Source organism: Methanobacterium sp. (assembly GCF_038562635.1).
Classification (GTDB): Archaea; Methanobacteriota; Methanobacteria; order Methanobacteriales; family Methanobacteriaceae; genus Methanobacterium_D.
In genome coordinates, this window is record NZ_JBCFBO010000002.1 from 78,930 (window position 1) to 93,797 (window position 14,868).

The 14,868-nt window shown below is 33.1% G+C and carries 14 protein-coding genes; 9 read left to right on the plus strand and 5 right to left on the minus strand.

Annotated elements, in window-relative coordinates:
- Positions 1–257 precede the first annotated feature (257 nt).
- The 3 genes from AAGU07_RS12475 to hemB all read right to left on the minus strand — a co-directional run bounded on the left by AAGU07_RS12475 (position 258) and on the right by hemB (position 4,027).
- The gene (locus AAGU07_RS12475; RefSeq protein WP_342459438.1) at positions 258–1,787 is read right to left on the minus strand and encodes a phenylalanine--tRNA ligase subunit alpha; all 1,530 of its coding nucleotides are present in this window, start codon (positions 1,785–1,787) and stop codon (positions 258–260) included.
- Positions 1,788–2,110: 323 nt separating this feature from the next.
- Positions 2,111–3,016, minus strand: a complete 906-nt coding sequence (locus AAGU07_RS12480) for a triphosphoribosyl-dephospho-CoA synthase (protein WP_342459439.1) — start codon at positions 3,014–3,016, stop codon at positions 2,111–2,113.
- Between the two features lie 39 nt (positions 3,017–3,055).
- Positions 3,056–4,027, minus strand: coding sequence for a porphobilinogen synthase (gene hemB / locus AAGU07_RS12485; RefSeq protein ID WP_342459440.1), 972 nt, complete (start codon positions 4,025–4,027; stop codon positions 3,056–3,058).
- Positions 4,028–4,395: 368 nt separating this feature from the next.
- On the opposite strand from hemB, the gene AAGU07_RS12490 reads away from it, so the two are divergent.
- From AAGU07_RS12490 to AAGU07_RS12515, 6 genes are all read left to right on the plus strand, one after another.
- Entirely contained in the window at positions 4,396–5,685 is a 1,290-nt protein-coding gene (locus tag AAGU07_RS12490) for a threonine/serine exporter family protein (RefSeq protein ID WP_342459441.1), read from the plus strand.
- A 101-nt stretch (positions 5,686–5,786) separates the two neighbouring features.
- Positions 5,787–7,088 (plus strand): STAS domain-containing protein, encoded by a 1,302-nt coding sequence (locus AAGU07_RS12495; RefSeq protein WP_342459442.1) that lies wholly within the window; start codon positions 5,787–5,789, stop codon positions 7,086–7,088.
- A gap of 234 nt (positions 7,089–7,322) precedes the next feature.
- Positions 7,323–8,282 carry a nuclease-related domain-containing protein gene (locus AAGU07_RS12500; protein ID WP_342459443.1) on the plus strand — a complete coding sequence of 320 codons (960 nt, stop codon included), beginning with the start codon at positions 7,323–7,325 and terminating at the stop codon, positions 8,280–8,282.
- Between the two features lie 181 nt (positions 8,283–8,463).
- Positions 8,464–8,880, plus strand: coding sequence for a MarR family transcriptional regulator (locus AAGU07_RS12505; protein WP_342459444.1), 417 nt, complete (start codon positions 8,464–8,466; stop codon positions 8,878–8,880).
- Between the two features lie 181 nt (positions 8,881–9,061).
- Positions 9,062–9,592 (plus strand): DUF2115 domain-containing protein, encoded by a 531-nt coding sequence (locus AAGU07_RS12510; RefSeq protein ID WP_342459445.1) that lies wholly within the window; start codon positions 9,062–9,064, stop codon positions 9,590–9,592.
- A 40-nt stretch (positions 9,593–9,632) separates the two neighbouring features.
- Positions 9,633–10,427 carry a 4Fe-4S binding protein gene (locus tag AAGU07_RS12515; protein WP_342459446.1) on the plus strand — a complete coding sequence of 265 codons (795 nt, stop codon included), beginning with the start codon at positions 9,633–9,635 and terminating at the stop codon, positions 10,425–10,427.
- Between the two features lie 125 nt (positions 10,428–10,552).
- Here AAGU07_RS12515 and AAGU07_RS12520 read toward each other — a convergent pair whose 3' ends face one another.
- A complete protein-coding gene (locus AAGU07_RS12520) occupies positions 10,553–11,014 on the minus strand; it encodes a DUF302 domain-containing protein (protein ID WP_342459447.1) in 462 nt (153 codons plus the stop codon).
- A 364-nt stretch (positions 11,015–11,378) separates the two neighbouring features.
- Here AAGU07_RS12520 and AAGU07_RS12525 point away from each other — a divergent pair, with 364 nt between their 5' ends.
- Genes AAGU07_RS12525 through AAGU07_RS12535 form a run of 3 tightly spaced genes read left to right on the plus strand, consistent with a single transcriptional unit; the run spans position 11,379 to position 13,698 of the window.
- Positions 11,379–12,017: a TetR/AcrR family transcriptional regulator gene (locus tag AAGU07_RS12525; protein WP_342459448.1), complete on the plus strand. Its 639-nt coding sequence runs from the start codon at positions 11,379–11,381 to the stop codon at positions 12,015–12,017.
- A gap of 4 nt (positions 12,018–12,021) precedes the next feature.
- Entirely contained in the window at positions 12,022–12,942 is a 921-nt protein-coding gene (locus AAGU07_RS12530; RefSeq protein WP_342459449.1) for a 4Fe-4S dicluster domain-containing protein, read from the plus strand.
- Between the two features lie 39 nt (positions 12,943–12,981).
- A complete protein-coding gene (locus AAGU07_RS12535) occupies positions 12,982–13,698 on the plus strand; it encodes a head GIN domain-containing protein (protein ID WP_342459450.1) in 717 nt (238 codons plus the stop codon).
- A 269-nt stretch (positions 13,699–13,967) separates the two neighbouring features.
- On the opposite strand, the gene AAGU07_RS12540 is transcribed toward AAGU07_RS12535, so the two are convergent.
- A complete protein-coding gene (locus tag AAGU07_RS12540) occupies positions 13,968–14,666 on the minus strand; it encodes an endonuclease III domain-containing protein (protein WP_342459451.1) in 699 nt (232 codons plus the stop codon).
- Positions 14,667–14,868: the final 202 nt, after the last annotated feature.

Here is a 14,868-nt window from a genome sequence, read left to right on the forward strand (position 1 = left end):
AAAACTGATTTTTTAAATGTAGATCCTTAAAAAATAGCAGATTTAGTTTTAGCATTGAAAAAACATTTAAAAAGTTATTTTTACCTTTTATTATTAATTAGAACTGATTTAAATACCAATCCTTAAAAAATAGCAGATTTAGTTTTAGCATTAAAAAAACATTTAAAAAGTTATTTTTACCTTTTATTATTAATTAGAACTTATCTTTAAATTTTGCAATTACTAAAAATAGGATAATAACTGGAAAAAGTCAAAACTTAATCCAGTATAACTGGTAAATCTCTTAACCAGCCAATATCACTCTTATAAAGCATTCTTATATCTTTAATACCAAGTCTTAACATTGCAAGCCTTTCGATCCCAATACCAAATGCTGCAACAGGTGTTTCAACTCCCAGAGGTTCTAAAACTTCTGGACGGAACATTCCCGATCCTCCCAGTTCTATCCATGTCTTTTTATCTGGAAGGTAAATCTCAGACTCAACCGATAGATATGTGTAAGGGAAATATGCCGGCCTGAACCTGGCTTTAAATCCTAATTTACGGTAAAATTCCTTTAAATAACCAAGTAAGTTTTTAAAGGTAAGATCTTCTGCAGCTACAATTCCTTCAACCTGGTGAAACTCAGGAAGATGTTTATAGGTTATAGTTTCTCTTCTAAAGACCCTTCCAACTGAAAACATCTTGAGAGGGGGTTGGTGTTCTGCTAAATATCTTGTAGATAAACATGTTGTATGGGTCCTGAGCACTGACTGTTTTGCGACATCAACATCCCATGAATAACCCCATCCCTCAGAACCGGTCATTCCACCATTTTCATGAGCCCTGCGAACATTTTCTACAAGTTCATTTGAGGGAAGATTTACAGTTTTCGGTTCTTTGATATAAAAAGTGTCCTGCATTTCACGTGCTGCGTGATCTTGAGGCTGAAACAAGCAGTCAAAGTTCCAAAATGCTGATTCTAAAATTGATCCCTTAGATTCTGTAAATCCCATTTTAAGGAATATCTGTCTTATATCTTCAATTGTTCTCTGCAAAGGATGCATTTTTCCAGGGAAAAAATCAGGATATTCAGCATGGACATCATAGCCCCTAAATTTCAAGCTTTTCCATGACCCTGTCTTTAACTGTTCATGAGTTAACTGAGTTGCTTCTTCCCTGATTTCTATTCCAATATCAAGGAGTTCTTTTCCTTTTTCTGTTACTTTTAGGTTGTACTTGGGCTCTTTTTTTACATGTATTATTCCTTTTCTTTTCCTTAAAAGGTCGAACCCTTCCTTAATTAACTGAGTAGGGTTGAAAAGAAGCATTTTGTTTGCATCTAGAAGTTTATCCAACAACATTTCATCGGTATATTCTTTAGATACCGCTTCTTTTCCTTCTTCTGTTATTTTTACGGTTCCTTTATCAATTACGGCCCATTTCTTTTTACGCAGCCATCCTATAGCTACTTTAACTTCAGAAGAATCTAGATCAGCCTTACTGCCTATATCCTTCATAGGAATAGCTTCTTCATCGTTTAAGACCCTCAATATTTTTCGCTCAGGTAAACCTTCTTCAGCGTATTCTTTTCCTGTGTCACTTAAACTGATTATTTCATCAACATCTTTCTGTACTTCTATAAGTCCTTTGGATTCTAAAGAACCTGCTGCACTCATTACAGATTTAATATTTAGATCTTGAGTTTCAGCTATCTTTTCAGGTGTTGATTCATAATTTAATGATCCTAATCCATTTAAAACCTTTTTTTCATATATATGTAATTCATCAATGATATTTTGAAGCATGCTATTTACTCCTTATTTAAAATAATCAGCTACCCACGGTAGTATAATTTTTACCATCTAATTTTTATGGATTAAATGTGTTAACATTTTCTAACAAACTTAATATGAAAATACCAATTTGTTAGTCAGCTACTTCTTGAGGCAATATAATCTTCACCACTTATTTTTATGTTAAATGTGTTAAAACATTTTCCAACAAACTTCACATGAAAACAATAATTTGTTAGTCAGCTACTTCTGAAGTAACATAATCGTTATCACTTAATTTCTAGATTAAATCTGTTAAATATTTTCTAAAACTTTAAATGAAAAATGAGGATTTGCTAGAATCCAAATTCATCAAGATATGCAACCATTATAGAAGCAGCAGTTATATCTGCAGTGGTTCCAGGATTAAGCTTATTTCTCATAAGTTGCTTATCTAATTCCCGAAGTAAGAGTTCCCCTTGAGGATTCAATATCCCCCCGCTTTGAAGTACTGAATCTGCATCTGCAGACACTAATTTTGCCATATCGTCGCCGTATTTTCTTGAGATTAAGGTATCTGGTTTTTTGGACAAAATAGTAAGGAATGTCTGAACTGTTGCTTTATTTATCCCATACTCCATTTTAGTGGTTCTAAATGTAGGAAAACCAATTCCAAATGTCACAGGCATCCTATTTGTAAGTTCATAGGATAATAAATCCCATTTAGATGACATTTGAAGCACTTTGTACATGCTTATATCCTCATCTATAATCTTATCACGTGCTTCTGCATCTGCAACATCCAGTTCTTCCTGTTCGCCCATTCCACCTGCATCTGCAAGATTTATGGCATCATATAAATTTATAGCGTCCTGGGAAGTTGTTGCTTCCATTATTCTTCCCACATTTTTTCTTAAATCATTTAAGTCATTACTCATCCCTGCAGATGCAGATAATGGAGTTAAAAGTAGAACTATCCCCAAATTGGTATTGTTCCCAATCCAGCGATCAGTTTCAATTACAGCTTCCTTTATAATTTTCCCCAATTTAATTTTATGTAAAGAATCATCATTTTGACATCTATTTCCAATTTCAGCGGCCTTTTTCATTAAACTCCCAATAACTACGCCGCTTATCAGGAAATCTTCAAAGACCATATCATCAAAGTCCTGTGTACGGTGAACATTTCCGGGTTTTGGATGGCCGCTGACTTCAAGAACTGATGCAATCTGTGCTATTTTTCCGATTAACTCTGGATCCATGTTAACTCCTCAATTATCTTTGTTTATTATTCTACTTTTTTATATTTTACCCTTTAAAAAGTCAGGTGCAAAATGAGAAATGATAAGATCTGCTCCTGCACGTTTAATAGATAGTAATGATTCATATATAATCTCTTCAGTAATATATCCTGCTTCCATACCTGCTTTAATCATGGAATATTCACCGCTTACCTGGTAAGCAGCAGTCGGCATTTTAAACTCTTCTTTAATTGTTTTTATTACATCAAGATACGCTATAGCAGGTTTAACCATTAATATATCTGCACCTTCCACCATATCAAGTTCTGCTTCTCTTAAAGCCTCATCAACATTTGCAGGGTTCATCTGATAAGTTTTTCTATCACCAAAAGATGGTGCAGAACTTACAGCTTCCCTAAACGGTGCATAAAATGCTGAAGCATATTTTGCAGCGTAAGACATTATAAGTGTATCCTCATAGCCGTTTGCATCAAGAGTCTCCCGTATAGCATCGACCCTGCCGTCCATCATATCAGAAGGGGCTACCATGTCAGCACCGGCTTCAGCATGGCTTAAAGCAATTTTAGATAAATATTCAAGGGTCTCATCGTTTACTATTTCATCCTTCAGGATTATTCCACAGTGCCCATGGGAAGTGTACTGGCACATGCATACATCAGTTATAACTATTAAATCTGTCTCTTCCTTTAACCTGCGGACTGCCCTTTGAACAATTCCACCTTTCTCGTAAGCTGATGACCCTTTATCATCCTTTTTTTCAGGTATTCCAAAGATAAGAACTGATGATAAACCCAGTTCTTCCAGCTTTTTTGCCTCTTCAATACCTGCATCCAGTGAATATCTATACTGACCAGGCATGGTGTCGATGTGCTCTTTTTCGTTATCTTTTAAATCTTCTTTAAAATACATTGGATAAATAAAATCTTCAGGGTTCAGTTTTGTCTCACTTAAAATATTCCTTATCTGAGGCGTTTTTCTCAGTCTTCGCATTCTTGTAATTGGAAATTGCATTTTAACCACTGTTATCGTTAATTATAGTGAATAACTATATGTATTAAACCATTTAATTTTTAAAATAGCTTTATATACCTTAAATTTCAATTAAGTGATTAATTCGGCCTAATTTATCAGTCAAATAAATTAAATTATTCACTACTTAAAAATATTTATAAGTTTCTATTATTTATGAATATTGCATTGGGAATATAATAAGATATAATAATTTTGCATAACTAGTTCTTTAAAAATATTTGATAAATCAATACAACTAAATTACCCCAAATCAATAAAGTAAGTTACAAATAATTTTAATATTACTTAAATAATATGTTTTAAACGAAAATCAAATAAAAAGGGTTTAAAAGTTAAACGGTTTTATAATGGGTGAAAATAACGAATTAAAATCAGTTAAAAATGCTGTGGGCACCAAAGACGGCAGATCCATACATGGAATGTTTGAATTTTTAACTGAGCTCGGTAAAGCTTTAATATCAGCTGGGATTTCAGTAACAGCTGTGCAGTCAATTTTAGAAGATATTACAGAAGCATATAATCTTAAAGCTGAAATAATTGTTTTTCCTACCCTTTTAATTATAAAATTAGGTGATGAAGAATCAGCCCCCATAACTGCAGCTAACCAGTTGCCCGGTTCATTACCACTACACCAGGTTTCAGAACTTTATGAACTGATATACAAGGCCGAAAAAGCTGAAATATCTCCAGGTGATGGAAAAAAACGTGTTAAAGAGATACTTTCACAAAAACACCGTTTTGGCCAGGTAGGCATACTAATTGGTTATATCCTGTTTGCCATAGGTCTAGGAATGCTTTTACAACCTACCCTCCAGCAGTTAATTGCATCGGGAGGGGCAGGAGCAATTGTTGGTCTCCTACTGATTTTAGGTAAAAACCGCCCGCGTTTAGGACTTATATTACCAGTAGTTGCTGCGCTGCTTGTTTCAATTTTTATATTCTGGGGAATTAAGCAGGGATTAATAGTAGGATCTATCGCAGTGCTGATCCCAGCTCTGGCCTACTTTTTACCAGGAGCTACATTTACAACAGGAATGTTTGAACTCGCATCAGGAAATATAATCTCCGGCTCAAGCAGAGTTATTTATGGAGTGGCAGTTCTATTCCTGCTTCTTTTTGGAGTTTTAATGGGAATGCAGATAATAGGCTTGCCTCAAGAAGAAGTTATAGCCACTGTCCCATTCAACATATGTCAGGGGTGGATATCCTTCTTTGGAGTCTTTATTTTTGCCGTTGGAATGTATTTTTTCATGTCCATACGTAATAGAGACCTGCCGTGGATACTGCTGGTCCTTTACATAGCTTTCTTTGGACAGCAGTTTGGAAACTATTTTATTGGCGGATTTTCAGGGGCGTTCTTAGGTTCACTTCTTATGACAATCAGCGGGACTCTAATAGGGCGTTCGCCAATTAGAACTCCCAGCTTTGTATCGATACTACCTGCTTTCTGGATTTTAGTGCCTGGATCTATAGGTTTTATCAGTATAGCATCACTGATCGGTCAAAATTACTTTTCAGCTGTTAACAACCTTACAGCAGTTGTAATGACCGTTGTTGCTATTTCACTGGGATTACTGGTAGGGGCAGCCATTGTTGAGCCTTTAAAATTAGGGAAAATTAAACCTAAATCACTGTAATCATGTTGTGTTAACAACTTACTTACCGATAAGTAGTTTTGATTCCAGTTATAAAATCTAATATATAAACATATAAAAATAATTCTCTTTTAAGTGATTATATGGACATAAATACCAAAAGAACCAATGATATCCTGCAAATCTCCGTTAAAGGAAGGTTAGATACATTTGGGGCGTTGGAATTAGGTGATGCATTTAATAGCGTCATTAAAAAGAATGATACCCATATAATTGTAGACATGAATGATGTCTATTATTTAAGCAGTGCTGGCATCAGGATCCTTCTTCAACTAAATAAAAAGCTCAAAAAAAGAGGTGGAGATCTCCATTTATGCCATGTAAATCAATACCCATCAGAAGTACTGGAAATGACAGGGTTAGATAATGTATTTTTAATTCATTCTGGAAAAGAAAAAGCAATATTTCACATTACAGAGAAACTATATAAAACAAAAATAAACTGGAAGGATGCATTATCTTATACTAAAAATAATATTGAAATAACCGTTTATAAATCATCACAGAAATCTGCCATTTTGAAGGCTGTTGGAGACATATCTAAGGTTTTGTTTGCCCAATTAGAACAAAAAGATATTTATTCTAAAAAATTTTCAGAAACTGAATATTCCATCGGTCTTGGTGCGTTAGGAGATGATGTAAACGAATACATGCAAATTCTCGGCGAAATGATTACCCTAAGCGGGACCATGGTCTGGCTCCCAACAGACGGGCATGATACCCCTGACTTTTTAACTCCGTATAAAGATACTGGAAATGTAACTATCCATACAGGGTTTAATGCATCATTAGAAGGAGATTTTAATGATATAATGATTGTAAAAGCTAAAAATGGAGAAAGCTTCACTATAAGCGCCATTTATGCTGCTGTATTTAATATTGCACGTCAAACTCATCCCAATTTCAGTGGAGTTATAAGTATAGCCATGCAGGCAGATTTAGATGAATTTTACAGCTCAGGGGTTAAAATTGCACCTGTTAAAAAATTTGCACCTGAAAATCACCAGATGATAACACACAAAGATAACTTTAAAGACTGGATGGATATAAACAGTAAGCCCCAATATCATGGGGAAACAATGGTAAGCTTCGGCGTGGGTATGGATCTTAGTGGAAGCATATCAACCATAAAAAAAGAAGCTTTACACACTTTGTTCTATTTAAATCCTGCAAATATAAGAGATAGTGAACTGATCTTACATAACCATGCGGTTATTTTTAAACATATCCCCCTTAAAAAAACATGCAATTTGGATAAAACAATTAAAAATATCATAAGCAACGGCAAATTTATAGATATGCGCCATCTGCTGGACAATACAAAAATTAAGCAGGCGGTTATTGGAGTTTCTTATATTACAGATATTGTTTTTGAGAATGAATAATTAAAATTGAATTAAAATAGATAATGCCGCGCTAATTTTAATAATCCTACCACTTTTTTATATTATAACTGAAAATTGTATTTCAGTATCCATATAAGTCCCTAATTGGTAAAATATTTATAAATGTTTGTATTATTTATTAATAATATGTATCAACTAATATAAAAAAATTTCAAAATGAAATCTGTACATTTTAAATGAATTAACAAATAACAGCATTTACAGGTGCTAAAAATGCCTTATTTAATCTGCAATGAGTGTGAAATTTATTATGAAATAGAACCAGATTTTGATCCTGAGGCTTTAAAAACCTGTGAAAAATGTGGTTTGCAATTGGAGTACTATGAAAACTTCGATGATTACTATAACAATGAAAATATTAACCCTAATGCTTATGAAGATGAAGAAAATTTCAATACTCATTCAAAATATGCCAAAATTACCACTGCAGGTTTTATAATTGCAATCATAGGGTTATTTGTATTCATATTAGCTTATGTATCTCCCATTTTTTTGATATCTCAAAGTACAAATAATTTTAAAAATCCAAACAATTTATTGAATTTATCTCTGCAGATAATATTTTTTTATATTACAGCTGTTTTTATTATGGCTGCAGGCGTTCTTACTTATTTATATGGTAAAAGAAATGGAAAAATAATGAAAGCACGCGTTAATAATGCAAATCAGAGGAGAAGAACCGTAAAAAAAAATTCAACTGCAAATTATTTTAAGAATCTACCTGAAGGCTATTTTATTTTAAATAACCTGAAAATCCAGGGTAAAAAAATAAAAATTAATCATGTGGTAATTGGACCAACAGGTATCTTTTTAATCCATATCAATAATCTCCGCGGCCATTATGTCATCAACGAAAATAAATGGATAGATGACATTGGTAAAATAGTCTCAAAAGCTATCCTTAATCCTCAGCAGGTTAAGCTGAATGCAATAGAATTAAAAAGGTTTTTAGATTCTAAAAATTTAAATATTGATTACATAATGCTTAATTCAATTGTTGCATTCCCCAATAATAATTTTACAGTTCGAAAGATGCCGAGAACTTATACTGTGATGAATACTAGAGAAATATCTAATTTTATTGCTAACTCAAAAGTAAAAATGGATTTAAGTACTATTACTGAAGCTGTAGTCTTACTGGAACATTACTGCAGTGATATAGCACGTATTTAAACGGAAAGTTTTAATATATTACTAAAGTCTTTAAAATCCATGAGTTATAGTTTACAATACCCCTACTTTAATTCAAGTATTATGAATCTACAACTCAAACTAACAATTATGTGCTATAAAAATTATAATAAATTTAAACAACAACAATTGATTAATTTGATGTTTTAAAGAGGCCGAAATCATGGAAAATATAGAAGGACCTGAAAAGTACATCTGCTTTAAACTTAACAAAGTGAGGCGTAAGATACATCGGTACTATGAAAGCAAATTAGCGCCTTTTAACATTACTCCAGTTCAATTCTATGTGCTCAGTGCGTTATGGGATAAAGACGAAATAAAATTTAAAGACCTGGCACGTAGGTTAGATATGGACGGTTCTACCCTTACTGGAATACTTGACCGGATGGAAAAAAGGGGATTTATAAAGAGAAAAGAAGATCCAGATGACCGCAGGTCAATTTTAGTGTGTTTAACCAATGAATCAAGGGAAATTAGACCTCAAATGATAGAAATTGCCCAGGATCTTGACCGCGAATTCAGAGATAAGGTTCCAGATGAAGAATTCAGGACGCTTCTTAAAGTTTTAGATAAATTATAGATTAACAAAAAATTTATATACTTTTTTGAAATATTATTTGTATACAAATAATTTGTATAGAGTCAAAAATATAAAAAATAAAAATATATTTTAAAGGTCAAAATAGAAAACAAATGACTTTTAAAGAGCATATATCAATAAAAAGCATATTTATAGCTTTTAAAGTTAATAAGGTGCCCATATGTTAATTAAAGATATCAATCTTTCAAAAAATGTTCCAAGACAGACATTATTAGATGCTTTGAAAAACGAAGCAGGAACTATACACATAACTGACATAATGGCCGCATTCACCCATCTAAAAAAAGAATCTGCCTATGTACAGGAAAATTACCGCGAAGAATTTGACCAGGCGTATATTCAATCATTCTTAATGCGCATCAAGAAGATACAAGATAACAATAAACAATATGAAGGGTTCGTGAATGCTGATGAACTTCAAGAAGCTATTAAAATCTTAAAAGAGCAGCAAAAGTTGGCAGAACTTGATCACAGGCAGCACATGCATTTTTTCAAAATTTACCGAATCATTACACTTTACACAACATTTGTAATGGACGAACCAGTTCACCCTGTAGGAATGCCATTTCCAGGGGGATTTGAAATCAAACAAAAAGATGGAATATACTACTGTCCTGTAAAAGAAAGTCAAAAAAACAATCCAGGGGCTGTTTGTGGAATTTGTATAGCTGAACAGGACCCAGACGTTTAAAACTGGAACATTTTATAAAAATAATTTTTGGAGTAAAAATATGAAAGAAAAAACAGAATCTTTCAGGGCAGACATAAAGAAAAAAATTAAAGACTATGCAAAAGATATGGGAGCAGATGATATAGGTTTTGCTTCAGTCCGAAATTACAGGAGTCCAAACTCCATTCCTATAAAAGAACTCTTTCCTGAAGCCAGAACTATCATAGTTTTAGCATTTCAACAGATCGATAACTGTGAAAGCGATAATGACCAGTTTGCCTCGGTTGGTATTAAAATAGTAACAGAATTTTCGCATTCATGCACATATAAACTAGCTCGCTTCATAAAAAAACAATTCAAAGCCCATGTAATGGCCGTACCCGGTGCAGGCCCTGTAAATGTAGATAAAAATACAGGATTACCTTCAGGATATGTTTCGCTGCGTCATGCTGCACTGGCTGCAGGCTTAGGAAATTTCGGCAGAAATAATTTGATATTGCATCCAGAAATGGGTTCAAAAGTAGTATTCACAGCAATCATTACAGATCTTGATATTGAATCAGACATTCCTATTGAAGAGAAAAGTTGTATAAACTGTGATATATGCGTAAATCAATGCCCAGTTAATGCTTTAGCTGAAGAGGATAAAACAAATGTTGGTTTATGCGCTTTTAACAGCCGGCCATATGGAGTTCATGGTAGTATAGGGTTCTGGACAAAATTTACTGAAAGCAGTACTGATGATCAAAAGAAGATGCTTCAAGATGAGAAGTTTAAGAGATTGTATCAAGCATTAGCCTTAGGCTCTCAATATGTCTGTTTTAACTGTACCAAAAGCTGTCCTGTAGGGCAGTGAAATCTATTTTTTAATTTTGCATAGACTTTTCCAATCATATACTACATTACCCTGTTTATAATATCATTATTAACTCTTTTATTTAATTATAACCTGCTTTTAGGACTAATTTCAATTCAATATGATTATTCGTTTAAGTATTTAGCCATTGATTCTGCTTCTTGAATGAGATTTATCAATTTTTTATCAAGAGATTGTGCAACAGTTGTAACATTGGGGTTGTTAAATTGTCCAAAGAGGGATGAAGGCTGATCAAAATCTATTCGAGTTAACTGATCGTCAGTTTCGTATACAAGCACTCTCAGGGGTGCATAAAGTCCTGCTCTAATATCATGACGTGTCATCTCACTTGCAATTAGAGGATTTCCCAGGACGTATTGCTTGGCGTTTTTAGGAGACCCAATTATGTTCAAAAGGTTTCCATGATCTAAAACTTCAAAAAGCATTAAATCCTCTTCTCCACCCATCTCCTTGAGGCACCTTTCAATCATACTAGGATCAGTTTCATTAAATACAGATCTATCTAAATTGCCGAGTAATAGTTCAAATGTACATGTGAACCCTTTAAAATCAGCATTTATCTCCATAGATACATGAATTACTCCAATTTCATTTTCCATTTTAATACACCATTTTTAATTATTAGTTTAATACTTTTTATATTTTCATTATTCCCAAATTTAAATCCTAAAAACTGCTATTTTTTTATAAATAAGCTTATTTAATAGTTTTTTTAGCAAATCTAGAATAATTTATTTTTTTGTAACTTTTTATTAGCATTTACCTTATTACAATCACTTTTAGCAGGTATACAATAAAGTAAGTTCCTTCCCTACCTATCGGTAGGTAGCTTTATATACTATGAAATATATTACCATATTCATAAACTACCTACCGGTCGGACGTATAAATTATGTTTATACCAATTATTAGAAAAAGGATATGATTAAAATGGCCGAAAATAAAGGCAATATAAATAAATTAGAAGAAAAAACTACAAAAGAAAGAATATTTGAATCTGCTATTAATTTATTTGCCCAAAAAGGGTTTGATGCAACATCCATGCGAGAAATAGCAGAAGCTGTAGGTATTAAAAAGGCATCTCTTTACAGCCACTACAAAAGCAAGAATGAAATAATGGATAATATTTTCGAATACTTTAAAAAAGAATTAATGAAAATGAGGCCTCCAGAAGCCCAGAATCTGGACAAAATAGATAAAATTACGCCAGAAATTTTCCGTCAGAGGGCCGATCTTACCCTGGGTATTTTTAAAAATCCAGTAATAGAAAAAATATTCAGGATTATCTCCAGCGAGCAGTTTAGAGATAAAAGAGCCAGAATGATCGTTCTGGAATGCCTGATTCATGAGCCATACTCCTTTTCAAGGGCTGTATTAGAAATTATGGTCAAAAAAGGAGTAATAAATGAAATAGATCCTGATGTTAAAGCTATGGAGTTTCAGTACTCAATATACACCTTATTTATGGAATATTTGCTTTTAAAAAGCGGTAATTCAGATACGGGTAAAATAGAAGAAATGATTGAAAAACATCTGGATTATTTTGTAAACAGCCTGGAGAAAAAGTGATAAAATGAGCATAATAACTAAAATAAAGGACAAATATGCTGGTTACAGGCTTGAAAAAGTCAATAATCTTGAAAATAGTGTTAAAGAAATAGGAGGATGCGTAACAGCATCACCATCATCTCCAGAGAAGTTGATGCCTGATAAACTGAAAATAACACTAAAAACGCTCCCAAGACAGCTTTCAATAGCAAAAAATATGGAATTAACAGTTAAATCACTTAAAAATAATCCAGAAAATCCAAAAATAAATGCCAGCCATGATTTTATTGAAAAATTTGAAAATTATGCGGGATCAATTGGTATAGACAATATAGGATACATAAAAGTCCCTTCCACGTTTATATTCAAAGATAAATCGATTCTTTTTGATAATGCAATTATCCTGATAATGGAAATGGACAAAAAAGCTGTAGATGCTGCCCCAAGTCCTGAAACTCAGGAAATGAGTAATGTAACCTATGATGAGCTTGGTAAAAAAACCAACCAAATTGCAGGATTTTTAAGAGAAAATGGATTTGCTGCCCATGCCAGCCATCCTGCAGGAGGAGTTGTAATGTATCCACATCTAGCCCAAAAAGCAGGTTTAGGTTATAGGGGAACACATGGAATGCTTATAACACCAGAGTTTGGTCCAAGACAGCGGTTGTCTGCAATATTTACCAGTATTCAAAATTTACAAGCAAATACAGATGTTGATCACTCATGGATTCCTGAATTTTGTGCAAAATGTGGTAAATGTATTAAAAACTGTCCTGGAAACGCAATTATTCAAGAAAAATCTTCTGAAACTGGAATAACAAGGACAAAAGTTATAAAAGATCTGTGCAGTGGCTGCACTATTTGCATGCGTGGTTGCAGTTTTAACAGAAGAGGATACATGCAAATTAAAGACAAGTATGAAAAATCCGAAGAAATAATAAGTTAATAAGACCAGAATATTAATTATAAATAGGGAGGGGATAATTTGAAAAAATATATCTTTGCAGCTTTAATTATTTTAGCAGTTGTTGCTGCATCTGGATGTACAACGCAAGGTACAACCGGGTCTGGAAATGTAGTAAACCAATCACAAAATGTAAGCGGTTTTAACCAGGTTTCAGTTGATGGTTCAGGTACCTTAATTATAACTCAAGGGAATAAAGAATCATTGACTATTGAAGCAGAAGATAATATCCTGCCAAATATTAAAACCAGTGTAAATAACAATGTTTTAAACATCAGACACAGCAACTATACTTTAGTACCTACCAAACCAGTTAAATATTATTTAACAGTAAAAGACCTTAATTCCATCACATATTCTGGAGGAGGGAAAATCCAGTCCAACGGTTTAAAAACCAATTCATTGACTATAAACATCAATGGGGCAGGTGAAGGCACCCTAAGCAATTTAAACGTTGAAGCCCTTAAAATCATAATTTCAGGAGCAGGCAAATTAACCATGTCAGGCACTGCCAACAATCAGGATATCAGCATCTCTGGAGCAGGGGAATATAACGCAGGTGATTTAACCAGCAAAATAGCGACCATAACAATTAGCGGTGCAGGAAGAGGAACTGTTAAAGTATCTAACTCATTAAATGCAGTAGTTAATGGTGCAGGGCAGATATCTTACATAGGTAATCCACAGGTAACTAAACAGCTGAACGGTGCTGGAAGTATAAAACAGGTTACAGGTTAACTCAGCTGAAAAAAAAAACAGTTTAAATCAATTAAACTGTTTAATTTTTTAATTTTTAATTAAAAACATTTGTTTAATAAAAATTTAAGCAATCAAAAAATTCTAATCTTTCATTAACTTTTCTAGCGGATCACCCACCATAATGCTTTTTACCATACTTTAACATGTTTCACATATTTCTAGAAATTATCAGTTACTACAAAAAAATATTTTGTCCTTCTTTTGACAGCTATACCACATATCCAACTTAAATAACTTGAAACAGATAGTTAATACTTCATTAACTCTTTTAAAGAGTCATTTACACCATAAGGCTTTTTACTGTAATATCTTTTAGCATGTTCCACTATCAAAGCATGATATTCCTGATAAAGAGGCACATCCTCAGGCAGGTTTGATTCAAACAGTTCTTTAAGTTCCATATATTTTATATCTTCACTGACAATTCCCAAATGAGAAAATATCCGTTTTGTATATGCATCAACCACGAACTGGGGCTGTTTATAAGCATAAAGAAGAATTGAATCGGCAGTTTCATTACCAACACCTTTAACTGCCAGTAATTCTTTTCTTGTTGGGACATTCCCATCGATTTCTATAAAAAATCTGGTTATTTCCCTGAGGTAAACTGACTTCTGGTTTAAAAATCCTGCACAGCGGATGGCTGATTTCAAGGTTTCAACATCTAACTTTAACAATTTTTCAGGGTCAATTACATTTAATTCATTGAGGTTGAATAATGCCATTTCTGCAGACAACCAGGATGTATTCTGCGTCAAAATTGCACCAAGGATTATCTCATAGATTTGATCCCGCTTCGCGGGCAAATCATAATTTTCAGGATGATAACCCCTGATAGCTCCAGTTTTTGTTGGATTTGTCCCATCGTGATTTATTAATGGCCACCAGCCCTGCGGGCCGTAAAGGTCATAAAGTTTATCATAGATTTTAATTATCTGTTCCTGCATTTTCTCAACGCCAAATTACATGTTAAGTTATTAAATGTAGTTTAAATGTAAATCTTAATTAGGTTCCATATTTACAATTCAAAAATACAAATATCATTACTTTAAGTATTTTAGTTAAATTTAAAGATTATAAACTATTTCTATATTTCCAATTTAAAAATATCATTAACCAATTTAATTCATTTCAATTAAACTTAAAATT

Bases quoted from the DNA above. Each gene is read 5' to 3' on its own strand.
- AAGU07_RS12525 (WP_342459448.1), top strand. From the start codon at position 11,379: ATGGCCGAAAATAAAGGCAATATAAATAAATTAGAAGAAAAAACTACA.
- AAGU07_RS12515 (WP_342459446.1), top strand. From the start codon at position 9,633: ATGAAAGAAAAAACAGAATCTTTCAGGGCAGACATAAAGAAAAAAATT.
- AAGU07_RS12520 (WP_342459447.1), bottom strand. From the start codon at position 11,014: ATGGAGATAAATGCTGATTTTAAAGGGTTCACATGTACATTTGAACTA.
- AAGU07_RS12530 (WP_342459449.1), top strand. From the start codon at position 12,022: ATGAGCATAATAACTAAAATAAAGGACAAATATGCTGGTTACAGGCTT.
- AAGU07_RS12510 (WP_342459445.1), top strand. From the start codon at position 9,062: ATGTTAATTAAAGATATCAATCTTTCAAAAAATGTTCCAAGACAGACA.
- AAGU07_RS12495 (WP_342459442.1), top strand. From the start codon at position 5,787: ATGGACATAAATACCAAAAGAACCAATGATATCCTGCAAATCTCCGTT.
- AAGU07_RS12540 (WP_342459451.1), bottom strand. From the start codon at position 14,666: ATGCAGGAACAGATAATTAAAATCTATGATAAACTTTATGACCTTTAC.
- AAGU07_RS12500 (WP_342459443.1), top strand. From the start codon at position 7,323: ATGCCTTATTTAATCTGCAATGAGTGTGAAATTTATTATGAAATAGAA.
- hemB (WP_342459440.1), bottom strand. From the start codon at position 4,027: ATGCAATTTCCAATTACAAGAATGCGAAGACTGAGAAAAACGCCTCAG.
- AAGU07_RS12505 (WP_342459444.1), top strand. From the start codon at position 8,464: ATGGAAAATATAGAAGGACCTGAAAAGTACATCTGCTTTAAACTTAAC.
- AAGU07_RS12480 (WP_342459439.1), bottom strand. From the start codon at position 3,016: ATGGATCCAGAGTTAATCGGAAAAATAGCACAGATTGCATCAGTTCTT.
- AAGU07_RS12490 (WP_342459441.1), top strand. From the start codon at position 4,396: ATGGGTGAAAATAACGAATTAAAATCAGTTAAAAATGCTGTGGGCACC.
- AAGU07_RS12475 (WP_342459438.1), bottom strand. From the start codon at position 1,787: ATGCTTCAAAATATCATTGATGAATTACATATATATGAAAAAAAGGTT.